This window comes from Streptomyces stelliscabiei (assembly GCF_014873495.1).
GTDB classification, from domain to species: Bacteria; Actinomycetota; Actinomycetes; order Streptomycetales; family Streptomycetaceae; genus Streptomyces; species Streptomyces bottropensis.
On sequence record NZ_JADBGF010000001.1, the window covers coordinates 8,621,718 to 8,646,794 of the forward strand.

General features: G+C 71.0%; 26 protein-coding genes and 1 pseudogene. 13 read left to right on the forward strand and 14 right to left on the reverse strand.

Going from position 1 to position 25,077, the window contains the following annotated elements:
* Window positions 1-71: 71 nt before the first annotated feature.
* From H4687_RS37910 to H4687_RS37925, 4 genes are read right to left on the reverse strand one after another with little or no spacing between them, the layout of a single operon-like run.
* Window positions 72-1,499, reverse strand: coding sequence for an FAD-dependent monooxygenase (locus H4687_RS37910; protein WP_046914686.1), 1,428 nt, complete (start codon window positions 1,497-1,499; stop codon window positions 72-74).
* Entirely contained in the window at window positions 1,483-2,691 is a 1,209-nt protein-coding gene (locus H4687_RS37915; protein ID WP_046914687.1) for an MAB_1171c family putative transporter, read from the reverse strand. Before H4687_RS37915 ends, H4687_RS37910 begins: the two co-directional genes overlap by 17 nt.
* A 53-nt stretch (window positions 2,692-2,744) precedes the next feature.
* Entirely contained in the window at window positions 2,745-3,275 is a 531-nt protein-coding gene (locus tag H4687_RS37920) for a hypothetical protein (protein WP_046914688.1), read from the reverse strand.
* A gap of 31 nt (window positions 3,276-3,306) precedes the next feature.
* Window positions 3,307-3,963 carry a helix-turn-helix domain-containing protein gene (locus H4687_RS37925; RefSeq protein WP_005484732.1) on the reverse strand — a complete coding sequence of 219 codons (657 nt, stop codon included), beginning with the start codon at window positions 3,961-3,963 and terminating at the stop codon, window positions 3,307-3,309.
* A 274-nt stretch (window positions 3,964-4,237) separates the two neighbouring features.
* Between H4687_RS37925 and H4687_RS37930 the strand changes: the two genes are divergently transcribed.
* Entirely contained in the window at window positions 4,238-4,921 is a 684-nt protein-coding gene (locus tag H4687_RS37930; RefSeq protein ID WP_046914689.1) for an MmyB family transcriptional regulator, read from the forward strand.
* 71 nt (window positions 4,922-4,992) lie between these two features.
* Here the strand turns inward: H4687_RS37930 and H4687_RS37935 are convergent, their stop codons facing one another.
* The 4 genes from H4687_RS37935 to H4687_RS37950 are packed head-to-tail and all read right to left on the reverse strand — an operon-like array spanning window position 4,993 to window position 8,325.
* The gene (locus tag H4687_RS37935; protein ID WP_046914701.1) at window positions 4,993-5,793 is read right to left on the reverse strand and encodes an ABC transporter ATP-binding protein; all 801 of its coding nucleotides are present in this window, start codon (window positions 5,791-5,793) and stop codon (window positions 4,993-4,995) included.
* 23 nt (window positions 5,794-5,816) lie between these two features.
* Window positions 5,817-6,596, reverse strand: a complete 780-nt coding sequence (locus H4687_RS37940; RefSeq protein ID WP_046914690.1) for an ABC transporter permease — start codon at window positions 6,594-6,596, stop codon at window positions 5,817-5,819.
* Complete coding sequence (locus H4687_RS37945; RefSeq protein ID WP_046914691.1) at window positions 6,593-7,366, reverse strand: ABC transporter permease; 774 nt, start codon at window positions 7,364-7,366, stop codon at window positions 6,593-6,595. The genes H4687_RS37940 and H4687_RS37945 overlap by 4 nt, the downstream gene beginning before the upstream one ends.
* The gene (locus tag H4687_RS37950) at window positions 7,363-8,325 is read right to left on the reverse strand and encodes an ABC transporter substrate-binding protein (protein WP_046914692.1); all 963 of its coding nucleotides are present in this window, start codon (window positions 8,323-8,325) and stop codon (window positions 7,363-7,365) included. The genes H4687_RS37945 and H4687_RS37950 overlap by 4 nt, the downstream gene beginning before the upstream one ends.
* A 250-nt stretch (window positions 8,326-8,575) precedes the next feature.
* On the opposite strand from H4687_RS37950, the gene H4687_RS37955 reads away from it, so the two are divergent.
* Window positions 8,576-9,424 carry an IclR family transcriptional regulator domain-containing protein gene (locus H4687_RS37955; protein ID WP_046914693.1) on the forward strand — a complete coding sequence of 283 codons (849 nt, stop codon included), beginning with the start codon at window positions 8,576-8,578 and terminating at the stop codon, window positions 9,422-9,424.
* Here the strand turns inward: H4687_RS37955 and H4687_RS37960 are convergent.
* The 6 genes and pseudogenes from H4687_RS37960 to H4687_RS47685 all read right to left on the reverse strand — a co-directional run bounded on the left by H4687_RS37960 (window position 9,401) and on the right by H4687_RS47685 (window position 13,195).
* Window positions 9,401-10,366, reverse strand: coding sequence for a PDR/VanB family oxidoreductase (locus tag H4687_RS37960; protein ID WP_046914694.1), 966 nt, complete (start codon window positions 10,364-10,366; stop codon window positions 9,401-9,403). The genes H4687_RS37955 and H4687_RS37960 overlap by 24 nt on opposite strands.
* Entirely contained in the window at window positions 10,363-10,545 is a 183-nt protein-coding gene (locus H4687_RS37965; protein ID WP_005484720.1) for a hypothetical protein, read from the reverse strand. Before H4687_RS37965 ends, H4687_RS37960 begins: the two co-directional genes overlap by 4 nt.
* Entirely contained in the window at window positions 10,542-11,606 is a 1,065-nt protein-coding gene (locus H4687_RS37970) for an aromatic ring-hydroxylating dioxygenase subunit alpha (protein WP_192781765.1), read from the reverse strand. Before H4687_RS37970 ends, H4687_RS37965 begins: the two co-directional genes overlap by 4 nt.
* A gap of 734 nt (window positions 11,607-12,340) precedes the next feature.
* The gene (locus H4687_RS37975) at window positions 12,341-12,952 is read right to left on the reverse strand and encodes a hypothetical protein (RefSeq protein ID WP_049875665.1); all 612 of its coding nucleotides are present in this window, start codon (window positions 12,950-12,952) and stop codon (window positions 12,341-12,343) included.
* Window positions 12,953-12,956: 4 nt separating this feature from the next.
* Window positions 12,957-13,067 (reverse strand): annotated as a pseudogene (locus tag H4687_RS48550) (AAA domain-containing protein); the annotation flags it as partial.
* Between the two features lie 5 nt (window positions 13,068-13,072).
* Window positions 13,073-13,195, reverse strand: coding sequence for a hypothetical protein (locus H4687_RS47685; protein WP_264086508.1), 123 nt, complete (start codon window positions 13,193-13,195; stop codon window positions 13,073-13,075).
* A 218-nt stretch (window positions 13,196-13,413) separates the two neighbouring features.
* Here H4687_RS47685 and H4687_RS37980 point away from each other — a divergent pair, with 218 nt between their 5' ends.
* The 11 genes from H4687_RS37980 to H4687_RS38030 all read left to right on the forward strand — a co-directional run bounded on the left by H4687_RS37980 (window position 13,414) and on the right by H4687_RS38030 (window position 25,072).
* The gene (locus H4687_RS37980) at window positions 13,414-14,529 is read left to right on the forward strand and encodes an ArsR/SmtB family transcription factor (protein WP_012999396.1); all 1,116 of its coding nucleotides are present in this window, start codon (window positions 13,414-13,416) and stop codon (window positions 14,527-14,529) included.
* Between the two features lie 100 nt (window positions 14,530-14,629).
* A complete protein-coding gene (locus H4687_RS37985; RefSeq protein ID WP_158512230.1) occupies window positions 14,630-15,799 on the forward strand; it encodes an indoleamine 2,3-dioxygenase in 1,170 nt (389 codons plus the stop codon).
* Window positions 15,796-16,686 carry an alpha/beta hydrolase gene (locus H4687_RS37990; protein ID WP_037729155.1) on the forward strand — a complete coding sequence of 297 codons (891 nt, stop codon included), beginning with the start codon at window positions 15,796-15,798 and terminating at the stop codon, window positions 16,684-16,686. Before H4687_RS37985 ends, H4687_RS37990 begins: the two co-directional genes overlap by 4 nt.
* 126 nt (window positions 16,687-16,812) lie before the next feature.
* Window positions 16,813-18,102: a kynureninase gene (gene kynU, locus H4687_RS37995; protein ID WP_012999393.1), complete on the forward strand. Its 1,290-nt coding sequence runs from the start codon at window positions 16,813-16,815 to the stop codon at window positions 18,100-18,102.
* A complete protein-coding gene (locus tag H4687_RS38000) occupies window positions 18,099-19,595 on the forward strand; it encodes an amino acid permease (protein ID WP_046914696.1) in 1,497 nt (498 codons plus the stop codon). The genes kynU and H4687_RS38000 overlap by 4 nt, the downstream gene beginning before the upstream one ends.
* Entirely contained in the window at window positions 19,585-21,060 is a 1,476-nt protein-coding gene (locus H4687_RS38005; RefSeq protein WP_046914697.1) for a 2-hydroxymuconic semialdehyde dehydrogenase, read from the forward strand. Before H4687_RS38000 ends, H4687_RS38005 begins: the two co-directional genes overlap by 11 nt.
* Entirely contained in the window at window positions 21,057-21,908 is an 852-nt protein-coding gene (locus tag H4687_RS38010) for a 2-keto-4-pentenoate hydratase (protein ID WP_012999390.1), read from the forward strand. Before H4687_RS38005 ends, H4687_RS38010 begins: the two co-directional genes overlap by 4 nt.
* Window positions 21,905-22,870: an acetaldehyde dehydrogenase (acetylating) gene (locus H4687_RS38015; protein ID WP_046914698.1), complete on the forward strand. Its 966-nt coding sequence runs from the start codon at window positions 21,905-21,907 to the stop codon at window positions 22,868-22,870. The genes H4687_RS38010 and H4687_RS38015 overlap by 4 nt, the downstream gene beginning before the upstream one ends.
* Window positions 22,852-23,892 (forward strand): 4-hydroxy-2-oxovalerate aldolase, encoded by a 1,041-nt coding sequence (dmpG, locus tag H4687_RS38020; RefSeq protein ID WP_037729158.1) that lies wholly within the window; start codon window positions 22,852-22,854, stop codon window positions 23,890-23,892. The genes H4687_RS38015 and dmpG overlap by 19 nt, the downstream gene beginning before the upstream one ends.
* A complete protein-coding gene (locus H4687_RS38025) occupies window positions 23,889-24,650 on the forward strand; it encodes a 2-keto-4-pentenoate hydratase (RefSeq protein ID WP_012999387.1) in 762 nt (253 codons plus the stop codon). Before dmpG ends, H4687_RS38025 begins: the two co-directional genes overlap by 4 nt.
* Complete coding sequence (locus H4687_RS38030; protein WP_012999386.1) at window positions 24,650-25,072, forward strand: RidA family protein; 423 nt, start codon at window positions 24,650-24,652, stop codon at window positions 25,070-25,072. The genes H4687_RS38025 and H4687_RS38030 overlap by 1 nt, the downstream gene beginning before the upstream one ends.
* The last annotated feature ends 5 nt before the right edge of the window (window positions 25,073-25,077 follow it).

The window sequence follows — 25,077 nt, forward strand, 5'->3', positions numbered from 1 at the left end:
GTGGCACACTCCCAGCTTGCCGTCCCCCACTGACAATCCCGTTCTCCCGCGCGCTGAAGTCGCCCGGGGGGCTACCGCGGAGCCGTCCCCAGCACCGTCTGTCGCTCATCCTCCGTCAGCGGCGGTTCCGTCAGCGGGGATCTGACCGGACCGCGCAGCACCGCCAGGAGGACCTCCGGCCTGACGAGGGCGCCGATCGGTGCGCTGAGGGTGACCACACCGAGATACGCCTTGAACACCAGGGGCCGGCCGAGCGCGGTCCGCGCCAGCCGGTCCACATAACGGCCGAAGAGTCGCTGCACGGCGTTCGGCCGCTTGCCGATGGCCTCCGGGTAACGGATGTCGGTGCCGGTGGCCAGGTCCCAGGCCAGGGACACCGGTACCGCCACCGCCTTCTGGACCCGGCGCGCGAGTCCGGGCGCCGTCAGACCGTGCGTGGTGACCCGCTCACGCAGCGCCAGGGCGCTCTGGGCGGCGACGGACATGCCGTGCCCGTATATCGGGTTGTACGTGGCGACCGAGTCGCCGATCGCGACGAAACCGTCGGGCCAGCCGGACACCTTCTCGAAGAAGCGCCGCCGGTTGATCGTGCTGCGGGTGACCACGACGTCCGTCAGCGGCTCGGCGCGGGCGATCAGCTCGCCCACGACCGGGTGCCTGACGTCCCGCGCGAACGCCTCGAACTCCTCGGCACGGGCGCTCGGTTGACCGCCCCGGGTGCCCGACACCGTCACCAGCCAGCGCCCGCCCTCGATGGGCACGAGGGTGGCGCTGCGCCCCGGCACCGGCTGCGACCCGTCCGGCTGCACATTGACCACCGGGTACTCCTCGGTGCCCGCCGGCGCCCGGAAGACCCGGCTGGCGTACACGAGCCCGGAGTCGACCTCCTCCATCGGCGCCGGCGCGACCCCGAGGGAGTCGAGCCAGGCGGAGCCCCGCGAACCGCGTCCGGAGGCGTCCACGACCAGATCGGCGGCGAGGACCCGCCCCTCACCGTCGGCGGAACGGACCCGCAGCCCCGTCACCCGGGAGGCGTCGCCCTCCAGTCCCAGGATCTCGGTGCGGTCGAGAAGGGTGACCCGGGGCCCGGAGAGCAGTCGGGCGCGGACGACCGACTCCAGCAGATCGCGGCTGCACGCGATCATGAACTCCATCTCGGGCCAGCGGCGCAGCCAGCCCTGGGGCGACAGGGAGACCAGACCGGTCGGCAGCGGGATGCGCCGGGCACCGGCCGCCAGCCAGGCGTCCGTGACCCCCGGCAGCAGCTCCTCCATCGCGCGGGCCCCGCCGGACCACAGCAGATGGGCGTGCCGGGCCTGGGGCACGCCCCGGCGGGGGCCGGGCCCCTCGGGCAGCGTGTCGCGTTCGACGACGGTGACGTCGGCGTGGTCGCGCAGCGCGGCGGCGGCCAGCAGGCCGGCCAGGCCCGCGCCGACGACGACGGCATGCCGGGATGTCGTGACCGCGGTGTCGCGCGGGCCGCTAACGGGTTCGCTCATGGAAGTCGCTCTCTGACCTGGTCGCGGCGGCCCATTCACGGGCGGCCGCTACGACGGGTGACTGACGCAGGGCGATGGACATCCGTACGAGGTCACGGGGGTTCTCGGTGGGCGGGACGGCGGCCTCGGCGGTGGCGGAGCTGATGACCCGGCCCTCCGGGTCGTGCTCCCTGGCCCGCACCGCCGCCGTCACCATCGCCGCGTCGGCCTCCGCCCGCGCCTGGGCGGGCTCGGAACCCGCCGCGACGGCGGCGTCGTACGCCTTGGCACGGACCCCGGCGTCGAAGTACGGGTACAGGCTGAGCATGCCGTCGTGGATGTCGGACTCCCGCTGCGTCATCTGCAGCCGGGCGGGCGCCCACCAGGAGATCCGCACCTCGTGGCTCGCCTGGGCCCAGACGGGACGCAACTCCCGCCACAGCGGGCCGAGCCGGCGGTACATCGACCAGATGGTCCAGGAGTCGCCGAGGCGCTCCCCGGCCAGGGGCAGACAGAATCCGACCGCGCAGACCTGCGCGCCGACGGACGACAGCACGGGGGCGACGTACGTGCTCAGGTAGTCCAGGTCGCCGCCCTGCCAGCGGGCGGCCACGGCGATCAGCTTGACCGCCGCGAACGGCACGTTCAGCAGGAAGCCGAAGGCGATGATCAGCAGTCCGGCGCGCAGCCAGCCACGCACCTGGAGCGCCCAGCGCCAGCACATGACGTTCATGGCGACGCCCGCGACGGTGAAACCGGTCAGATACAGCACGATCATCTCGCGCATGAAGGGCGTGCCGGCGTAGTACGTGTCGAAGTCCCGCACGCGCTCCACGGGGGCGTCGCCGAGCACGAACAGCAGCACGATCGCCGCGCACACCGCGCCGTACCCGGCGATCCAGCGGTGCGAGAGGCGGCGGGTCGTCTCGGGCGGGCCGCCCCGCCAGTTGGTGATCAGCACCAGGCAGGAGCCGCTGAACGCGCTCAGCAGGAAGTACACGACGGCCGCCGAGACGTTCGTGACGCCGGTGACGCGGTTGACCTCGCCGATCGTCGGCGGCGCGGCGAAGAAGAAGACGAGGGTGGCCAGCGTCATCAGCGCGCACACGGACCTGATCAGGGGGTCGCCCCAGTTCCGCAGCAGCGCGGGCGTCTTCGAGGCCAGGGCGATCGCCATCGCGATGGCCGGAAGGTAGTAGCTGGACCCGTCCATGTTCTCGGTGTCTCTGCGTCTTCGCGTCGTGACGTCTCGGCGTTTCCGGCCGCTCAGCCCTGCGGTCCGCGGTAGCCCAGCGAGGCCCCGATGCGGCCGGCCAGGTGATCGCGGCGCACGGGCCCGCGCAGCGCCGAACCGGCGAGCCAGGCACGGCACTTGCTCGCCAGCAGCAGCCCGAAGCTCTCGGCGTCCTGCTCGTCCGTCAGGTCGAAACGCGTACGCGCGGCGACCTTCAGCACGGTCGCCCGCAGATCGGCGTCCTGGCTCAGTAAGCGCGCGGCGACCGCGGTGCCCTCCACGTGCCGGCCGCAGTGCCCGGCCTGCATGTGCCACAGCTCGTGGCCGAGGATCACCAACTGGTGGTCGGGCGCGGTGCGTTCCTCGATGACGACCAGATCCTGTTCGGCCATGTCCAGCCACAGCCCGCTGGCCGTGCCCGGCGGGAAGACGGCCGTGCGGTACCGGACCGGTCGGCCGCGGCGCCTGCTCATGGCGTCGCACAGGGCGCTGTAGAGATCGGCGGGGTCCGCCGGTGCCGGCAGGGTGAGTTCGCCGACCAACTCGCCGCACAGACGGCGCATTTCCTTTCCGATGCCCACAGATCTCCCCCGGTCAGGACTCGGGCCGCTTGACGCTCTCCAGCAGCATGTCCAGCCACTCCGCCACCTTGTCGCGGTGCTGGTCGGTGGGCAGCTGGGCCGCCCGCCAGGCGATGGAGCGCACCCCGTGGTTCTGCAGCAGCCGCTGCAACGGGTCGTCCGCGGCCTCGGCCGCCGCGCGTTCGCGGTCGGCGAGCTGCTGGAGAAGCTCCTGCTCGGTCCGCATCAGGGCGCTCGCCAGCGCCTCGGGGTCCTCGGCGGTGAGGAAACCGGCGTGCACCCTGAAGAAGCGCTGGATGGCGTCGCAGTGCTCCATCGTGGGCCGCCGGTCCCCGTTGATCAGGGCGCCCGCCTGCTGGCGGGACATCCCCGCGCCGTCGGCGATCTCCTGCTGGGTGTACTTACGGCCGCCCGGCTTGAGACGGGTGCGTCGCAGCAGGTCCAGGCGCTGCAGAAAGCGGGCCTGGACGTCGGGTTCACCGGCGCGCTGCCCGCTCAGCAGCGCCTTCACCACGGCCTCCGGCACGCCCGAGGCGACCGAGAGCCGTCGGGTGTCGAAGACCTCCGTGTGGCCTACGCGCAGCTTGTCCGCCAGCGCGGTGACTCGGGCCACGACGGCCGGCAGCAGAACCGTCGCCGCGGCGTCCGGAACCTCGAAGCCATCCGTCACCGACAGATCTCCTACGTCTCTCTCAGGCCAATTTCGCGGTACTGCGGAATCCGTGGATGCAAGCCTGGCGCGAGACCCTGGTCCCGGCAAGTACACCGTGAACTGCGGGGAGACTAGCGGTTGTGTCGAACTCACATCCAGGTCTCGCCACAACTGTGGCGAGATTCAGCCGTCAACCGGCGTCGAATGCCACGATAGTTGACACCGATCCGACCGGGGCACCAGGATCAAGGCGCCGCGTGAAGGCCGCATAGGCAAGAGGGGTGACCTCCCGATGGCGTTTCAGGCAGGAGGGGAGCGGTGGGTACCGCGGCCCGTCCCCGACACTCTCGAAGCCCAGGAAGCACAGGCGTACCTCCAGGACTACGCCGTGCTGCTGGATTCCGTCCTGTTCCCGTCCGTCGTCCTCGACCACCGCTGGGACGTCGTTCTGGCCAACGCCGCGTTCCGCGCCCTGTTCAACGGCGTGGGGCCGCACCCGACGGCCATGCCGGGTGACAACTTCCTGCGCTTCGTGCTCTTCCACCCCGACGCCGCCACGGTCCTCGGCGACCACGAGGCGGGCTGGTGCCTGCCGATGCTCGCCCACTTCGCCGCCGCCGTGGAGCACCACCCCCAGGACCGGGGCCTGCAGGCCGTCCGCCGGGAGATCGCCCAGGACCCGATCATGGACGCCGCCTACCGCCACGGACTCCCGCACTGGCTCCGCACGGTAGGCCCGGCGGCCGTGCGTCACGACGGCGCCGTACGCCACGTCGTCCACCCGGACCCGCGCTGGGGCGCCACCGTCTGCCGGGTCGTCGGCGAGACCCCGGACACCCTGCGCGACATGGGCTACCACCGCATGACCCTCGTCCTGCGCGAGGTGGGCCGCCCGGCCGACCCGTTGCGCAGGACGCGCCGCCCCCGGCACGCCGCCACGAGCCATCTGAGTGTGGTGCCCTCTCCCGAGCGGTGAGCCGCGCCCCCTCCGGCGCCGCCGGCGTTCAGGTCGCCGACGGCGCCGGAGGACAACCCCGCCACCCGCGCTCACCCCTGGTCCAGGGACGGCGGGACACCCCGCTTCGCCGCCTGGATCTGCTCGTACACACGGGTCCGCAGCTCCGCGAAGCGGGGCGCCACCCGGGTGTGCAGCTGGTCCCGGTCGACGGGCAGGTCGACCGTGAGCTGTTCCCGCACGACGGTGGGGGAGGCGGAGAGGACGAGGACCCGTTCACCGAGATAGACGGCCTCGTCGATGTCGTGGGTGACGAAGAGGATCGTGACGCCCCGTTCCCGCCACAGGCGCCGCACGAGGTCCTCCAGATCGGCCCGGGTCTGGGCGTCGACCGCCGCGAACGGCTCGTCCATCAGCAGCACCTCCGGCTCGTACGCCAGCGCGCGGGCGATGGCGACCCGCTGCTGCATCCCGCCGGACAGCTGCCAGGGGTACGCGCCCGCCGCGTCGGACAGACCGACCGAGGCGAGCGCGTCGTCGACCAGTTCCCGCCGCCGGGCCCTGCCCGACCTCTTCTGCCGCAGGGGCAGTTCGACGTTGTCGCGGACCCGCATCCAGGGGAACAGGCTGCGCCCGTACTCCTGGAACACGACAGCCATGCCCGGCGGCGGGCCGTTCACCGGCCGTCCCCCGAGGCGGACCTGACCGGCGGTCGGGTCCAGCAGCCCGGCCACGCATTTGAGCAGGGTCGTCTTGCCGCAGCCCGACGGGCCCACCAGACAGACCAGTTCGCCGGCGTCCACGGTGAAGGTGAGGTCCCGCACGGCCTCCACCCGGCGCCCGGAACCCTCGTAGACCTTCCGCAGACCCGCCACTTCCAGCAAGGCGTCCATCGCCGGCTGCCCCTTCTCCAGTTTCACCAGGACCGCCGGGAGGACGCGCGCAGACCGTGGTACCAGCCCAGCACGCGCCGCTCCACCAGCCGGAGGACGACGGACAGCAGGAACCCGAGCAGACCGAGGACGAGAATGCCGGTCCACATGTCGGGGATCGCGAAACCGCGCTGGAACTGGACGATCGTGTGCCCCAGTCCGTCGCTGGACGCGGTCATCTCGCTGATGACCATGAGGATGATGCCGATCGACAGCGCCTGCCGCAGCCCCGCGAAGATCTGCGGACTCGCCGAGCGCAGGACGACGTTCCGCAGCCGGGCCGCGCCCGTGACGCCGTACGACCGGGCCGTCTCCGACAGCACCGGGTCCACCGCCCGTACGCCCTCGACGGTGTTGAGCAGGACCGGCCACACGCATCCGCTCGCGATGACGGCGATCTTCATCGTGTCGCCGATGCCCGCGAACAGCGTGATGACCGGGACGAGGACGGGCGGCGGCACGGCCCGCAGGAATTCCAGGACCGGCTCGCAGACCGACCGCACCCGGCGGTAGGAGCCGATGACCGTGCCGAGCGCGACGCCGACGACGGCCGCCACCGCGTACCCGGCCGACAGGCGCAACAGGCTCGGCAGCACGTCGTCGCGCACCCGCTCGGCCGTCCAGACGTCCGGGAAGGCGGCGAGGATCGTGCGCAGGGGCGGCCGGAACGCATCGGTGCTGCCGTACGAGGCGAACCACCAGACGGTGACCAGGACGAGGGGGAGGGCGACGACGTACACCAGCCGCAGCAGCAGCCGTCTCACCCCGCCACCTCTCCGCGCACCGACGGGTGCCAGGCCAGCGCCCGCCGCTCCACCGTACGGGCGCCCACATTGACCAGCAGCCCCAGCAGCCCGGTGACCACGACCAGGGCGTACATCTCCGGCACCGCCTGCGAGGTCTGCGCGACCGAGATGCGCTGTCCCAACCCCGGTGCTCCGCTGACCAGTTCGGCCGTCACCGCCAGGACGAGGGCCACGGCGGCGGCCAGCCGCAGGCCCGTCATGACGTACGGCAGGGCGGTGGGCCACAGCACGTGCCGGACCCGCGCCCAGGGGCCGAGGCCGTAGGAGCGGGCGGTCTCCTCGGCGACCGGGTCGACGTCCTGGACGCCGTACAGGGTCTGGATCAGGATCTGCCAGAAGGACGCGTACACCACCAGCAGGAGCACCGACCGCAGTTCGCTGCCGTACAGCAGGACGGCGAGGGGGATCAGGGCGACCGAGGGGATCGGGCGCAGGAACTCGATCGTGGAGGACGTCGCCTCCCGCAGATACGGCACGACGGCGATGACGACCCCCGTGAGGATCCCGGCGGTCGCGGCGATCAGGAGCCCGAGCGCCCAGCCCGTCAGGGTGTCACCGAGCGCCGTCCAGAACGCCGCGTCGGCGAGTTCGCCGGCCAGCGCGCCGGCGACCCGGCTGACCGGCGGGAGGTACTCGTCCTCGACGAGGCCGAGCCGCGGCAGCGCCTCCCACAGGGCGAGGAACCCCGTCAGCCCGGCCGCGCCGAGGAGCGTGTCGGCACCCCTCACGGCAGCAGCTCGTCCAGGTCCGGGGTCTTCTCGAACAGGCCGTCCTTCTGGCCCAGTTCGCCGAGCCGCTCGATGGAGGCGCGGTCCGGCTCGGCGGGCCAGTGGGGCAGGACGACCGTCTCCAGCAGGTTCCGCGGGATCTTCGTGTACGTGGTGATGATCTGGCGGACCTCGTCCGGGTGCGCGTCGGCGTACGCCAGCGACTCGGCCGTGGCCTCCTGGAACTTCTTCACCGTCTCCGGGTTCTCGGCTGCGTACTTCTGCGAGGTGAAGTACATCGCCACGGTGAGGTACGGCGACACGTCGACGAAGTTCGAGGCCAGCACCGTGCCGCCCTGGGACTTGATGGCGGCCAGCGCCGGTTCCACGACGCAGGCCGCGTCGACCTGGCCCTTGGCGAGCGCGGCCGGCATCTGGTCGAACGGCATCTCCACGTACTCCACCTCGGACGGATCGCCGCCGTCCTTGCGGACCGACTCGTTGACCGAGGTGTCGCAGATGTTGCCCAGGGTGTTGGCCGCGACCTTCTTGCCCTCCAGGTCGCTGGCGGTCTTGAGCGGGCTGCCCTTCCTGACCATGATCTCCGCGAAGTCGGCGCCGGCCTTGCCGGTTGAGGCGACCCCGTTCACCACGGCCTTCACCGGCACGTTCTTGGACTGGGCGACCAGCAGGGAGGTCATGTTGCTGAAGCCGAAGTCGAACTGGCCGGAGACGACCCCGGGCACGATCGCCGCCCCGCCCTGCGCGAGCGTGGGCTCCAGTTCGAGCCCGCGCTTGCTGTAGAAGCCCTTCTTCTCGCCCAGGTACAGGGGCGCGACGTCGATGATGGGGATGACGCCGAGTTTGAGCGTGGTCGTGCCCCCGGACCCCGCGTCCCCGCCGCCCGGCCCGGAGGAACCGCAGGCGGTCGCGGTGACGAACAAGGCACCGGCCGCGAGACCGATGAGCAGACGACGCATGACTCCCCCTGGTGGGAACGCTCCTCGACAGGCTGTGCGCACACCGCACAGAAGTGCTCAGCGGGAAGGTAGAACGCCGTCGGTTGCGGGTCAATGCCCTTGCCCTGCAAGCCCGTTGACAGTTGCAGAAGTGTGCTCCTAGCGTGCGCACCACGCACCGTCGTGCGTACGGTACGCGGGTGCGGAGCCTCGTTCGTGTGGCGTCCGTGCGGCGTTCGTGCGGTTTCCGTGCGTCTTCCTGGAGGCGACGATGCCCGATCGAGACCGGTTCGGCGCAGCCCGCCGGCCGCACTTCGTCCGGTCCTTCGAGCGGGGCCTCGCGGTCGTCCGCGCCTTCGACGCCGAGCACCCCGCACGGACGCTGAGCGAGGTCGCCCGCGCCTGCGAGCTGACCCGGGCCGCCGCCCGCCGCTTCCTGCTCACCCTCGTCGACCTCGGCTACGTCCACACCGACGGCCGGCTGTTCCGGCTCACCCCGCGCGTGCTCGAACTCGGCTACGCGTACCTGTCGAGCGTCACCCTCCCCGACCTCGCCGTACCCCATCTGGAACGGCTGGTCGCACAGGTCGGGGAGTCCTCCTCGCTGTGCGTCCTCGACGGCGACGACATCGTGTACGTGGCGAGGGTCGGCGTGCGCCGCATCATGACGGCGACGATCACCGTGGGCACCCGCCTGCCGGCCCACGTCACCTCCGTCGGCCGGGTGCTCCTCGCGCATCTGCCGGACGAGGAGACCGACGCCCGCCTCGCCCGCGCCGACCTCGGACCCCTCACCCGGCGCACCCTCACCTCCGCCGACCGGCTCAGGACAGAGCTGCGCCGGGTACGCCGCCAGGGGTACGCCGTGGTCGACCAGGAACTGGAGGAGGGGCTGCGGTCGGTCGCCGCCCCGGTGCGCGACCGGCACGGCGAGGTGGTGGCCGGCGTGAACATCCCCGTCCACGCCGGCCGCACCTCCGTGGCGTCGGTGCGCCGGGACCTGCTGCCCCACCTGCTCGCCACGGCCGCCCGGATCGAGGCCGACCTGTGCGTGACGGGGACCGCCACGGGCCGGGCGCGCGCCGGGGCCGTACCGCTACAGGTCGAGCACCAGCCGTGACCCCTGGCACCGGGACACGCAGATGAGCATGGTCTCCCCGGCCTCGCGCTCCTCGTCGCTCAGCACCGAGTCGCGGTGGTCGGGGGTGCCCTCCAGAACGTCCGTCTCACAGGTCCCGCAGGTGCCCTCCGCGCAGGAGAACAGGACCTCGACCCCGGCGGCCCGCACGGAGTCGAGCACGGAGACCCCCACGGGCACCGTGACGGTCTTCCCGGTCCGCTCCAGCACGACCTCGAACTCGCTGTCGGGGCCCGTCTCCTGCTCCTTCGGCCGGAAACGCTCGACCCGCAGCGCCTTCCCCGGGCACCGCGCCTCGACCGCGTCGAGCAGGGCGCCCGGCCCGCAGCAGTAGACGAGCGCGTCCTCGGGCAGGCCGTCCAGTACGGACCCGAGGTCGAGCAGCCCGGTCTCGTCCTGCGGGGCGACGGTGACCCGGTCCCCGTATACGGCCAACTCGGCCTGGAATGCCATGGATTCACGACTGCGCCCGCCGTACAGTAGGGACCACTCCGCGCCCGCCGCCTCGGCCGCCGCCAGCATCGGCAGGATGGGGGTGATGCCGATGCCGCCCGCCACGAACCGGTAGCGGGGCACCGGCTCCAGGGCGAAGTTGTTGCGCGGCCCGCGCACCCGGACCTTGTCGCCCCGCGCCAACTCCGTGTGCACGTACGCCGATCCACCGCGTCCGTCGGGCTCGCGCAGGACGCCGATCCGCCAGACCCCGCGGTCCGCCGGGTCACCGCACAGCGAGTACTGCCGCTCCAGCTCCGGCCCCAGCAGCACGTCGATGTGCGCGCCCGGCTCCCAGGCCGGGAGTTCGTCGCCGAGCGGATGCCGCAGGGTCAGGGTCAGCACACCGTCGGCCGCGAACTCCCGGCTCTCGACGACCAGTTCGGCCTCGTACGCGGGCGACGCGGGCGACGGCGAGGGGGACGGGGTCATGACGTGGTCCCTTGCGGCTCGTGTCCTTGGGGGTGGGCGAGCATCCACTCCCACATCTCGATGGGGTCCTGCGCGGTGTGCTCGCGCCCGCAGTGACAGGTGCCGTGCAGGATGTCCGTGCCCGGCAGCCAGTCGACGCGGTAGACCTCTCCGGTCCGGTGGGTGGGCGACGTGCTCACTGGACCTTCTCCACCGGCTTCTCGCCCTCCTCGACCAGCCGGGCCAGGATGCGGCGGGCGGCCAGACCACCGGTGTCGATGTTGATGCTCAGCTCCTGGTAGCCGGTGCGCTCGGTGCCCAGCGTCTTCTGGAGCAGGTTCAGCGCGACGACGTCCTGCATGACGACCGTGTGGTTGTTGCCCTTGAGGAACTCGGTGACCTCCTCGCTCTCGGTCGCCCAGTCCCGCGAGACCATCCAGAAGTCGTACACCTTGCCGTCCGAGGACGGGGTGATCGCGTAGGTGATCTCGGTGTGGAAGCCGTTCGGATCGCTGCCGTCCGCCTCGGGGAGCACGCCCACGGGGGCGATGCGGCTGTGCAGCAGGTACAGGCAGGGCGCGAAGTACTCGATGTCCTGCCAGCGGGTGATCCGGCCCTCGATGCCGGTCGACCTCGCGTAGAACGGCGGGCATTCCGCGTCGTCCATGTGCCGGCTCACCCGCACCACACCGGCGCCCTCGTCGACCTCGGTCGTGATCGGCGTCTCGGCGACCTCGGGGGTGCCGATGTAGCCGCCGTGCAGATAGGTCTCGTGGGACAGGTCGAGCAGGTTGTCGACGAGGAGCCCGTAGTCGGCGTCGATCGGCTCCATGCCCCGCACGGTGGTCCAGCCGGGGGCGGCCAGGTGCCGGGCGCGCGGGATGGTCTGCGGGTCGGCTAGCGCCGGGTCGCCGATCCAGACCCAGATCAGCGAGTCCTGCTCGACCACGGGGTACGAGGCCACGCGCGCCGTCCGCGGGATCCGCTTCTGCCCCGGCACGTACACACAGGCGCCCGTCGTGTCGTACGTGAACCCGTGGTAGCCGCACACGATCCGGTCCCCGTCCAGCCCGCTCTCGGAGAGCGGGTAGCGGCGGTGCACACACCGGTCGTGCAGCGCCACCGGCGTCCCCTCCTCCTCGGTCCGGTAGAACACGAGCGGCTCACCGAGGACGGTCCGTCCGAGCAGCTCCCGCCCGACCTCCTCGGCGTAGGCGGCGACGTACCACTGGTTCCTGGCGAAGGCGGTCATGTGAGGCATGGGGTTCCCGTCCCTGTCGGCGGGGCGTCGTCGCCCCGCGTGCCGTGGTTGGACTCAGGGTCCTGACGGCTGGGGTGGCCGCGCAAGGCGGCTTCTGCCAGGCGGAAGTTTCTCTGTAAACGAGCTGGTCAGGGCCTTGTCAGGTGCCTTGCTCATCACTGGCAGGGGCTGCGGAGCACCGCCGCTGGGTGGTTCGCTCCTGAGGCAGCCGCTGATGGATTTGGCGACCACGTCTGATCGTAGTGATGCCGAGATTGTCCGGAAGCGGGACTTACGTTGGTGAACGCACCTTTTTCTTGCCCGTTCTTGAGTGGTACACCGGCAGAATTTGCATTCTCGCAGTTCAAGACTGGTCAACGCTGCCGCAAGGGCGTGCCGGGTCGAATCCGGGTCGAATCGGCCCGCCTTGGCGCACCTGGCTGGGTTATCGCAGGTCAGGAAGGTGGCAGACGGAATCAATCCGCGTGGGGAGAGGTGGACGGCTGCCTGGCACAGCTGTTGGTTTCCTCGCAGAAGCGGGTTGGGCAGCGGGGCGGGGCAAGCTGATGTGGTGAGGACCGCCGTGAACGGGTGGGCTCGCCCCTGTTGGCGGCGGAAATGCGAAGTTCCCTGCAGGTGGTCTGATCGTCTCCCCGCTCGCGGACACGAGATCTCCCCACTGACAGACGCGTGATCGTTCAGGTGTCTTGATCACCCGGCTTGTGCTCTTGGCCGGGTGAGGACCGAGGAGGAGATCATTGGAGTCGATCACCGCACAGGGAAGCGGTGTTCAGGTTGACGTGGGCGAAGCCTTGGAAGAAGTCGCTGCCCTGACGTGTGGTAAGCAGCGCGGCGGTGGATTCGCCGTCGCCGGCGAAGGCCGTGAGGCCGGCGGCGCCAACCCGGGCCAGGGCACGCTGGAACCATTGGTAGTCGTCGGGGCGGACCTGGCATCCGGGCTCGGAGGAGCCGGGGTCCTTGCCCTTACTTGGCTTCACGATGTCTATGGTCGGGTTTTTGTTCTCCAGGGGCAGGCCGATGTCTGTGGCGGGGGTGCCGTCCGGGATGTGCAGCCAGCCGCCGGGGCCGTCGGCGTGCAGGGCGTGAACGGTGAGCGGGTCGCCCAGGGAGATTTCCGTGCTGAACAGCGGGGCCGGGGTCTCGTTCCAGGCTCCGATGTGCACCCCGTCCGCATGGACCGCTGCGGAGGCGAGTTGCCCGTATGCCTTCTGCCGGTCACTGTGGTTGCCTTTGCAGGCGATCGGGAAGACGCGCGAGGATTCGCCTGGCTTCCAGACCTCGGCGAAGAACTGCGGGCGGTAGTGGTAGTCGACGGTCTTGGTTTTTGCCTTGTCCCGGCTGGTCAATGTCCGGATCACCGATGATCAAGGCCCGCCGAGCGCGGAACAGCAGCGGCAGGACCGAAGCGATGGAGCACTGACTGGCCTCGTCGACGACGACCAGGTCGAAGAGCTTCGCGGTCGGCCTCAGGTACCAGGCGACATCCGGGTCGCTGGAGGGCTGTCCGGGGCGAGCCCCTTGGCGTAGGTACCGATGACGGTGGCGTCGACGCAGGCTGAGCCGTCCCAGTGGCCGTCGGAGCCGGCCATGCGGCTTGCTCAGCGCGCGGCGGCCGCGGCTCCGTCCACGCCGATCACCCTCGGGACCACCTGCTGTGGCAGTGGCAAGTGCCGCAGATGGCGCAGCGCGGTGCTGCGGGAGACCGGCACGGCCAGCGGACGCCGTCCTGCATACGCTCAGCATGTCGGGGTAGGCACGGCGAGATACGGCGTGCCCGCGGCCGTTGCCCGGTAGAGGATGACGGGTCATGACGATCGTGTTCCGGATTCCGGCCACTGGTGCGGAGCGGGTGGGGTTCGCCTACTCGCCGACGATGGAAGCCGTACTGAGTCTCCATGTGCTGGTGGAGCCCAAGCACCACCCCGTCCAGCACGGTTGGGTGCGTGCCATGCGCAAGCTGTCCCCGGCGCTGAAGCGGGAGATCGAGGCGTTCTCCTACGCGGTGCGCTCGTACTTCCCTGAGTTCCTCTTTCCGCAGCCGACCGGCGGACTGACTGACTTCGCCGACGAGCTGGCCGCCCTGCGCACGGCGGATCCGGAGCTGGTCCGGCTGGAGTTCGCCATCCCGCTGCTCACGCCCTGGCCGGGCGGCGGCCAGGGCAGGGATCCGCACGTGCTGGACGAACCGGACGTACGTCGGCTGCTGCGGGAGCGGCTCGCACGGGAGAGCGACGACGCCATCGTCGCGATGCTCCTCGACGACCCCCGCGCGCTGCTCGAACGGTTCCTGAGCATGCTGGAGCGCTACTGGCGGGAGGCGTTCGAGGAGGAATGGGCACGGCTCGAACCCGAACTCGCCGCCGGCGTCAGCGAGGCCGGGCACCAGATCGAGCAGCGCGGTCTGTACGGGATGCTGCGCGGCCTGTGGCCGGAGGTGCGCAGCGATCCTCAGACCGAACGCTTCTGGCTGGAGCGACCGCACGATCACGAGGTCGCCATCGGTCCGGACGACACTCTCGTACTCGCCCCCAGCGCCTATGTGTGGCCGCACGTACGCGTCAACTGCGACGGTCCGTGGCCTCTCGGCCTCGTCTTCCCGGTCTCCTCCATCGCCCGGGAAGCCCGCCCAAGGATTCCACCCACCCAGCTCGTCGGCACGTTGCGGGCGCTCGCCGACGACACCCGGCTGCGTGCCCTCCGGCTGATCGCCGAACGCCCACGCAGCACCCAGGAACTGGCCCCGCTCGTCGGCGTCAGCGAGGCCGCCCTGTCCAAGCACCTGCGCGTGCTGGCGGACGCGGGCCTGCTGGAGCGCCGCCGCGAGGGCTACTACGTCCTGTACCGGCTCGTGCCCGGGCAGGTGGCGGGCCTGACCCCGGGCCTGGAGAGCTTCCTGAGGGGCGACGACACCGCGACGTCATAGTGCCCGAGCCCAATCGGAGGGCGCCGAGTTCGTGCCGGCGTCCATATGCCCCAGCTCGTGGGAAGGGCAGCCTCGTGGAGACGCACGAGGAGGAAGCGCAGTGATCCCTGAAACGACGCGCATACGCGCTCCCCGGCCCCGAGTGGCCGCGCTGGGCGAGTACGCCATCGATGCCGTGCACGGGTTCGTGCCCGCCGAGGACCCGGTGGACGCGCTGCCGGCGTACTACGAACCGTGGGAGCGGCTCGCGCGGAACATCGCGGCCCTGATCATGACAGGGCGGATGCGCCCGGCGGTCGAATCGCTGCCCGTCCTCGCACCGGACCGGCTGCACTCCAGCGGGGAGCAGGAACGGGCCATGCTGCTGTTGTGCTCTCTCGCGAACGCGTACGTGTGGGCCACCGACACACCCGCGGACACGCTTCCGGCGCCGTTGGCGCAACCGCTCCACGCGCTCGCCGAAGCCCTGGACCGGGCGCCGATCATCTCCCACGCCTCCATCGTGCTCCACAACTGGCGGCGCATCGACGCCGACGAACCGCTGAGCATGTCGAACATCGACACCCAGGTGACGTTTCTCGGCGGCGTCGACGAGAAGTGGTTCTATCTGGCGACGGTGGGCGTCGAACTCGCCGGCGCTCCCGGGCTGCCCCTGCTCGTGAGGGCCCAGCACGCGGCGGCGGCCGAGGACCAAGGCGGTCTCACCGAGGCGCTGCTCGGTATCCGCGATGTCGTCGACAAGGTCACCGACGCTTTCCTCGACGTCGAGCGCTGGTGCGATCACTACGTCTTCTACCATCGCATCAGGCCGTTCCTCACGGGATGGTCCGCGCCGGGGCTGCGCTTCGAGGGCGTGGACCGGGAACCGCTGGTGCTGGCCGGCGGGAGCGCCGCACAGAGCTCCCTCATCCAGGCCTTCGACGCCGGACTCGACATACCGCACCCGCACGGGATGACGGCGGGATTCCTGACCGGCATGCGCGCATACATGCCCGCGCCGCACCGTCGCTTCCTGGAGGATCTCGAGGCCGGTCCCTCGGTCCGTGAATGCGTCGAGCGCAACCGCGGCACCCACCCACGGCTCGGCGACGCGTACAACGCGGCGGTGGACGCCCTGGTCCGGCTCCGGGCCCAGCACATCGGCATCACCGGGCGCTACATCAAGCGGTTCCAGAGCGACCAGGAGACCGCCAAGGGAACCGGCGGCAGCGACTTCGTCGCCTTTCTGAAGAAGTCGCGGGAGGAGACCACCGATCGGCTGCTGCCATGACAGCACCTGTGTACGGGGACTTCGACCAGGACCAGCTGGACGCCCAGTACTCACCCAGCAGCATGGTGGACGACATCCGGCCGTTCCTGGACGACTACGCGGACCGCAGCCGTCTCGCCCAACAGGAGCTGGCCGCGGTGGCCCGCCGCGACCTGCGCTTCGGACCGGGAGACGACGATCGGCTGGACGTCTACGGTCCCTCGGGACCGGGCCCGGAAAGCCGACCCGCTCTGTTCTTCGTCCACGGCGGATACTGGCAGCAGCTGTCCAAGGAGGACACCGCGTTCCCGGCTCCCGCCATGGTGCAGGCGGGTGCTGTCTACGCCACTCCGGACTACACCCTCGCCCCGCGAGCCCGGCTCTCGGACATCGTCGACCAGGTGCGCAGGGCCTTCGTCTGGCTGTGGCGCCGGGCGGCCGACCATCGCATCGACCCCGAGCGGATCGTGGTCTCCGGATCCTCGGCCGGCGCTCACCTGGCCGCCATGCTGCTCGCCACGCCGTGGCGGCAGTGGGGTCTGCCCGCGGACCCCATCGCGGGCGCGGTGCTCTTCGGCGGGATCTACGACCTGACCCCGGTACGGCAGACCTACGTCAATGACGTCGTGGGCATCGACGGCAGCGAGGTCCAAGACTGCAGTCCGCTGTTGCTGACGCCTTCGGTCCGCTGCCCCATGGTGATCGCCTGGGGAGAACGTGAGACGGACGAGTTCAAGCGGCAGTCACGCGCGTTCGCGGAACATCTGCGCCGGCAGGGCTGCCCGGTCACCGCGTTCGAGCAGTCCGGGCGCAACCACTTCGACTCTCCCGTGGAACTCGCCGTGCCCTCCGCCCGAGTTCATGCCGAGACCCTCCGTCTGATGCGTCTGGCCGCGGCTCGGCGCTGACCGCTTCACTCCCCGCCACCAGAGCGACCAGCCCGCTCATGACCACCTTCGGCCCACGCGCTCCGCTTCGGCGCCTGCGTCGACCCGCATCGGTCATCCGGCTCCATTTCCCAGAAGGGTATTGCCTTGCTCGCGCGATCCACCGCCTCCGAAGCCGAGGCCCACCAGCTCGACGAAGCCCTCCCGGGGCTCCGCGAGCTGTTCCACATACCGCCCGCCGACGGCGGCAGATACACCGAGACCGCGTACCTCGCGGGCAACTCCCTCGGCCTGCAGCCCAAGGCCACCCTCGCGGAACTGACGGAGGACCTCTCCGACTGGAGCCGCTTCGGCGTCGAAGGCCACCACGACGCCGTACGCCCGTGGTTCGGCTATCACCGCCTGCTGACCGAGCCGGCCGCGCGCCTGGTCGGGGCGCTGCCCGAAGAGACCGTCGTCATGAACTCCCTGACGGTGAACCTGCATCTGCTGATGGTCTCGTTCTACCGCCCCCAGGGCGAGCGGACACAGATCGTGATCGAGGACAGCGCCTTCCCCTCGGACAGCTACGCGGTGCGCAGCCACGTGCGCTTCCGGGGCCTCGATCCGGACCAGGCGGTCACCAGGCTGCGTCCGCGTCCCGGGGAGGACTGCCTGCGCACGGAGGACGTCGTCGACTTCCTCGACCGGCACGGACACACCGTGGCCCTGATGCTGCTGGGCGGCGTCAACTACCTCACCGGCGAGCTGATGGACGTTCCCGCCATCACCGCGGCCGGCCACGCCGCGGGCGCGACGGTCGGCTGGGACCTCGCCCATGCGGCAGGCAACGTCCCGCTCCATCTGCACAACTGGGACGTCGACTTCGCCGCCTGGTGCTCCTACAAGTACCTCAACTCCGGACCCGGCGCTTTGTCGGGGGTGTTCATCCACCAGCGGCACGTCACCGACCGCGGCCTGCAGCGCCTGGAAGGGTGGTGGAGCACCGACGCCGCCACCCGGTTCCGGATGGAACCGGTCTCCCAGCCGCCGGCCACCGCCGACGCGTGGGCGATCTCCAATCCGCCGATTCTCGCCATGGGCCCGGTGCGCACCTCGCTGGAACTGTTCGACGCCGTCGGCATGGCGGCGCTGCGGGCGCGCAGCGAGAAGCTGACCGGGTACCTGGAGGGACTTCTCGACGCGATCACCCACACCCGTCCGCTGACGGTGATCACTCCCAGGGACACGCAACGCCGAGGTGCCCAGCTGTCGTTGCGCGTCGGCCGTACGAGCGCGGCTGCCCTGGCCCGCAAGCTGCGCCACGAGCACGGAGTCGTCGCCGACGCCCGCGAGCCGGACATCATCCGGCTGGCGCCGGTGCCCCTCTACTCCACCTTCCACGACTGCTGGCGGGCCGCCGACGCGCTGGCCCACTGCGTACCGGAGGAAAGATGACCCAGACCGGCAACGCGGCCCCCCTCCCGCCTGGGCAGGCGGCCGTCGCAGGCGGGGACCAACGGCCCCCGGGCGAGCTCGTACGCTCGCTCACCCACCGCCAGACCACCATGATCGGCCTCGGCTGCGCGCTGGGCACCGGCCTCTTCCTGGGGTCCGGTTCGGCCATCGGCATAGCAGGCCCTGCCGTGATCCTCTCCCACATCGCGGGCGCGGTACTCGTCGCCATCATCGCCCGGGTGCTGGCGGCGATGACCATCGCCCATCCCGTGCGCGGAACCTTCGGGACCATCGCCCACCTCTATCTCGGCCCCTGGGCGGGCTTCGTCGTCCGGTGGCTGTTCTGGGCCGGAACGACGGTCGCCATCGGCGGCGAGGTGGTGGCCGCGGCGATCTACATCCGCTACTGGTGGCCGCAGGCCCCGATGCTCCTGCTCATCGCCGCCGTCTCCGCGCTGGTACTGGGCGTCAACCTCTTCAGTGTCGGGTCCTTCGGCTTCGCGGAGTTCTGGCTGTCGAGCGTGAAGGTGACCGCAGTGGTGGTGTTCATCGCGGCAGGACTGCTGCTGGTGTTCGTCGGACTGCCGCACACGCCGGCCACGGGCCTGGGAAACCTCACCTCGGGTGGCGGCTTCTTCCCCAACGGGCTGACGGCCGTCTGGACCGCCCTGGCCGTCGTGATGTTCGCCTTCGTGGGATTCGAGACCGTCTCCATCTCGGCGGCGGAGGCAGCCGACCCCGCACGGTCCATCCGCACCGCGATGCGCGCGCTCATCTGGCGCCTGGGACTGTTCTACATCCTGTCCATAGGGCTCATCGTCACCCTCGTGCCGTGGCGGGACGTCGCAGGCGGTGACGGGGGCGTCGACGGCAGCCCGTTCGTCCACGTCTTCACCCAGGTGGGCATTCCGGCCGCCGCCTCGCTGACCAACGCGATCGTGCTGATCGCGGCGATCTCCTCGGCCAACGCGCAGCTCTACGCGGCCAGCCGCTTCCTGGACTCCCTGGGCCACGACAGATGCGCCCCCGCCGCCGTGGCCCGTCTCAGCCGCCGCGGGGTCCCGGTGCGGGCCCTGCTGGTCTCCGCCGTCGGCATCGTCGCGGCAGCCCTGCTGGCCGCTTTCAAGGTCAACAGCGTCTTCAACCTCCTGGTCTCCGTCGCCATCTTCTCCGTCCTCCTGGTGTGGCTGCTGATCCTCGCGTCCTACCTCGCGTTCCGCCGCTCCGCTCAACCGGCCGCACCGCAGGACCTGCGGGTTCCGGGCGGTGCCTGGACGGCCTGGGCCGGCATCGCGGGTGTGCTGGGGGTGGCCTCGACCGCCGCGGTGGTGCCCGTGATGGCGCAGGCCGCCTGGGTCGGCTCCGGCTTCACCCTCGCCCTGCTCCTGGTCTACGCCCTCAAGGACCGCCACGTGATGTGCCGGAACGCACCCGTCGCGCCGAACAAGGAGGCGGGCGAACCCAACCCTCAGGAGGCACCCCATGTCCGCTGAACCGCTGCCCGTCATCCGCAACTTCGTCGGCGGCACCTTCGCCGAACCCGACGAGGAACGCTGTTTCACGAAGACCGACCCGGCCACCGGCACGCCCCTCGCCCAGGTGCACGAGGCGGACCGGCCCCTGGTCGACCGCGCGGTCCGCTCGGCACGCGGCGCCTTGGTGGACGGCTGGGCCCACACTCCCGTACGGGAACGCGCCGCGCTGCTGCGCCGGGCGGCCGACCTGATCGAGCAGCGCTTCGAGGAGTTCGTGGCCGCGGAGGTCGGCGACACGGGCAAGCCCGTGACCCAGGCCCGCGAACTCGACGTCGCCCGCGCGATCGCCAACTTCCGTACTTTCGCCGACATCGTGGCCGCGGCCGGTCAGGACTCCTACCTCACCGACCTGCCGGACGGGCGCCAGGCCCTCAACTACGCGGTGCGCAAACCGCTGGGCGTGGTGGCCGTGATCGTGCCCTGGAACCTGCCGCTGCTGCTGCTCACCTGGAAGGTCGCCCCCGCGCTCGCCTGCGGCAACGCGGTGGTCGTCAAGCCCAGCGAGGAAACCCCGTCCACCGCGGCCTTGCTGGCCGAGGTGCTGGCCGACGCCAGCCTGCCCGCCGGAGCCTACAACGTCGTGCACGGCTTCGGCGCCGGTTCCGCGGGCGAGTTCCTGGTGACCCATCCGGGCGTGGAGGGGATCACGTTCACGGGATCGTCCGCCACCGGGACCGAGGTCATGCGGGCGGCGGCGCCCGGAGTGCGCCCGGTGTCCTTCGAACTCGGCGGCAAGAACGCCGCGATCGTCTTCGACGACGTCGATGTCGACGAGGCGCTCGACGGGCTGTCCCGGTCGGTGTTCACCAACACGGGCCAGGTGTGCCTGTGCACCGAGCGGGTCTACGTCCACCGGGCCGTGTTCACGGACATCGTCGACGGCCTGGCCGAGCGGGCCGGCCGGCTGCGGCTGGACGACCCGTTCAGCGCGCACACCACCACCGGCCCGCTGATCTCCCAGGAGCACCGGCGCAAGGTGCTGCGCTACTACGACCTCGCCGAACAGGCAGGCGCCAAGGTCGTCACCGGGGGCGGCACTCCGGACCTCGGGCCCGGCCTCGACGGCGGCGCCTGGATCGAACCCACCCTGTGGACCGGGCTGACCAACGCCGACCGCCCCGTACGCGAGGAGATCTTCGGTCCCGTCGCCGCGCTCATCCCGTTCGACACCGAAGAGGAGGCCATCGCCCTGGCCAACGACACCGACTACGGTCTCGCCGCCGCTGTGTGGACCAACGACCTGCGCCGCGGTCACCGTGTCGCCCAACGCATGGACGTGGGCATGGCCTGGGTCAACACCTGGTTCCTGCGCGATCTGCGCTCTCCCTTCGGCGGTGCCGGGCTCTCCGGCATCGGCAGGGAAGGCGGCGCCTCCTCCCTCCACTTCTACACCGAGCCCACGAATGTGTGCGTGCAGCTATGACGACCGACACCGACACCGAGCCGAACACACCCGCCCCGCCGACGGGAGGAGACGACGCCGTCGAGGCCGCCGTCTCCCGCCTGACCCGCGCAGCCGCCACCGGAACGCCCTGTGCCCCCGTCCGTGACCTGCTCGGCGACACCGGCGTCGACACCGCGTACGAGGTGCAGAGCCGTCTCGCCTCCGCGCGGCTGGCCGCGGGAGCACGAAGGGTCGGTGCCAAGATCGGCCTGACCGCGCCCGCCGTACAGGAGCAGTTCGGCGTCTTCGAACCCGACTTCGGGATGCTCTTCGACGACATGGTCCTCGCCCATGGCGAGCCCGTCGCCCTGGACCGCTTCATACAGCCGCGCGCCGAGGGGGAGATCGCCTTCGTCCTCGACCGTGATCTCGACCGGCCCGGCGCCACCGTCGCGGACGTCCTGCGCGCCACCGCCTTCGTCCTGCCGGCCGTCGAGATCGTGGACTCCCGCATCGCCGGATGGGACCTGACCATCACCGACACCGTCGCCGACAACGCCTCCAGCGGCGCCGTCGTCCTCGGCACCGTCCCGCACACCCTGGCCGGGCTCGACCTGGCCCGGGTCGGGATGACGCTGTACCGCGACGACGAGCCCGTCTCCTTCGGTGCCGGTCACGCCTGCCTCGGCTCCCCGGTCGTCGCCGTCACCTGGCTGGCGCGCGAACTGGCCCGCCGGGGCCGGCCCCTGTGCGCCGGCGACGTGGTGATGTCCGGTGCCCTGGGACCGATGGCGGAGATCAACGACGGTGGCCGCTACCGCCTGGAACTGGACGGACTCGGCACGGTCGAGGCCCTCATCGAGCCCCGTACGGAGGACAGCGCATGAGCACCGGAACCACCGCCCGGGCCGACGGCGTCAAGGTCGCCGTCCTGGGCTCGGGGAACATCGGAACCGACCTGATGGTCAAGGTCATCCGGCAGTCGAAGAACCTGCGCATGGCGGCCTTGGCGGGCATCGACCCGGCCTCCGAGGGCCTGGCGCGCGCCCGGCGCCTGCACGTGGCCACCACCCCTGCGGGAATCGACGGTCTCCTGGAGATGGACGAGTTCGCCGACGTCCGGATCGTGTTCGACGCGACCTCGGCCGGCGCCCACGCCCGGCACGCCGAAGTCTGCCGCGCCCACGGCAAACTGCTTGTCGACCTCACGCCGGCCGCTTCGGGGCCGCTCACCGTCCCCTCGGTGAACCTGGAGAAGCACCTCGCCGCCGACGACGTCAACATGGTCACCTGCGGCGGGCAGGCCACCGTACCCGTCGCCGCGGCCGTCTCCCGGGTGACTCCGGTGGCCTACGCCGAGATCGTGGCTTCCCTCTCGACCCGGTCCGCCGGGCCCGGCACCCGCGCCAACATCGACGAGTTCACCGAGACCACCGCCCGGGCCCTGCGCGAGGTCGCGGGCGCGGCCACCGCCAAGGCCGTCATCGTGCTCAACCCGGCCGACCCGCCGGTGTCCATGCGCAACACCGTCTACTGCGTCGTCGAGGACGCCACGGCCGGCACGCTGCGCGCCATCGAGGACTCGGTGGGGCAGGCGGTCCGGGACGTCCAGGAGTACGTGCCCGGCTACGAACTCGTGCAGGACGTGCAGTTCGACGCCCTGCGGGAGGTGTGGATCCCGCACCTCGGCCGGCATGTGACGGGCACGCAGGTCACCTGCTTCCTCCAGGTCCGCGGCGCCGGCCACTACCTGCCGGAATACGCCGGCAACCTCGACATCATGACCTCCGCCGCCCTGCGGACAGCCGAGCGCATGGCCGAACTCCGAGGATGGGTGAGCAGCAAGTGAACCTCTACGTCCAGGACGTGACCCTGCGGGACGGCATGCACGCCGTCGGGCACCGCTACACCACCGCCCAGGTCCGCGACATCGTGGCCGCACTCGACCGGGCCGGGGTGGACGCCATCGAGGTCGCCCACGGCGACGGCCTCGGCGGCTCCAGCGCCACCTACGGCTTCGGGGCTCACACCGACGAAGAATGGATCCGGGCCGCGGCCGAGGTGATCGAGAACGCCACCCTCACCACCCTGCTGCTGCCGGGCATCGGCACCATCGCCGACCTGCGCCGGGCCCGTGCTCTCGGCGTGGGCAGCGTGCGCGTGGCCACCCACTGCACCGAGGCCGACATCAGCGCGCAGCACATCGCCTGGGCCCGCGAGAGCGGCATGGACGTCGCCGGGTTCCTGATGATGAGCCACATGGCCGCCCCGGCCCGACTCGCCGAACAAGCCCGGCTGATGGAGTCCTACGGAGCCCACTGCGTCTACGTCACCGACTCCGCCGGCCGACTGACCATGACCGATGTGGCCGAACGCGTCGACGCCCTGCGCCAGGTGCTCGCCGACGACACGCAGATCGGCATCCACGCGCACGAGAACCTGTCGCTGTCCGTCGCCAACAGCGTCACGGCCGTCGAGCACGGGGCACTGCGCGTGGACGTCGCGCTCGCCGGACAAGGGGCGGGCGCAGGGAACTGTCCAGCGGAGCCGTTCGTCGCCGTGGCGGACCTGCTCGGCTGGAGCCACGGCTGCGATCTGTTCGCCCTCCAGGACGCCGCCGAGGACCTCGTACGTCCCCTGCGGGAGCGGCCCGTCCAGGTCGACCGCGACACCCTGACCCTCGGCCGCGCGGGCGTCTACTCCAGCTTCCTGCTGCACGCGGCACGCGTGGCCGCGCGGCACCGGCTCGACTCCCGCCTGCTGCTCCAGGAGGCCGGCCGCCGCGGTCTGGTCGGCGGCCAGGAGGACCTTCTCACCGACATCGCCCTGGACCTGGCCCGCGTGCCCGCCGAGGCAGGAGAAACAGCATGAGCACCCCCGATCGACTGGAACTCGCCCTGCGTCTGCACACGGCTGCTCACCGGCGCACCCCCGTCCCCAGCCTCGCCGACACCCACTCTCTCGGCATCGACGACTCCTACGCCGTGCAGGAAGCACTGGTCGGCCTGCGGCAGACCGGGGGAGAGCGGCTCACCGGCGTGAAGCTGGGCTTCACCAGCAAGGCCAAGATGGCGCAGATGGGTGTCTCCGAGATCATCGTGGGACACCTGACCGACGCCATGCGCATCGGCGACGGCGCCGAGGTGGAACTGTCGGACTTCATCCATCCCCGGGTCGAACCGGAAGTGGCGTTCCGGCTGAGCCGACAGGTCGATCTCGACGACCCCGCGACCGACATCGCATCGTGCGTGGACGCGGTCGCACCGGCCATCGAGATCATCGACTCCCGCTACCAGGACTTCCGTTTCACCGTCACCGACGTCATCGCCGACAACACCTCGGCCGCCGGTTACGCCGTCGGCTCCTGGCACCCGCTCACCGACATCGCGAACAAGGCGGTGCGGCTGCGCACCCCGCAGGCGGAGGCCGTCGGATCCACCGCGGCGATCCTCGGAGCACCCCTGGCCGCCCTGCACGCCCTGCTCGACATCTGCCGCAGGCGCCGTATCCCCCTCGCCCCCGGGCAGATCGTCCTGGCCGGCGCCGCCACTGCGGCCCTGCCGCTCACCCCTGGCGTCACCTTCTGCGACATCGCTGGGCTCGGCACCGTAACCCTGAAGGGCCGCTGATGAACACCGCACGCGTAGTCGACGGGCAGGCCGCCCCCCGAGGACGGTTCCCGCACGTCAAGGTCGTCGGCGACCTCGTCTTCGTCTCCGGCACCAGCTCCCGCAGGCCGGACAACACCTTCGCGGGAGCCGAGGCCGACGCCCTGGGCACGACCACCCTCGACATCCGGGCCCAGACCCGCGCCGTCATCGAGAACCTGCGCGCCATCCTGCGGTCGGTCGGCGCCGACCTGGAGGACATCGCCCAGATCACCGCCTACCTCGTGAACATGAACGACTTCGGTGGCTACAACGAGGTCTACGCCGAGTACTTCGACGCCCACGGCCCCACCCGCACGACGGTCGCCGTCCACCAGTTGCCGCACCCGCACCTGCTCATCGAGATCCAGGCCATCGCCACCCTCAGCCGCTTGGGACACTGACCCGC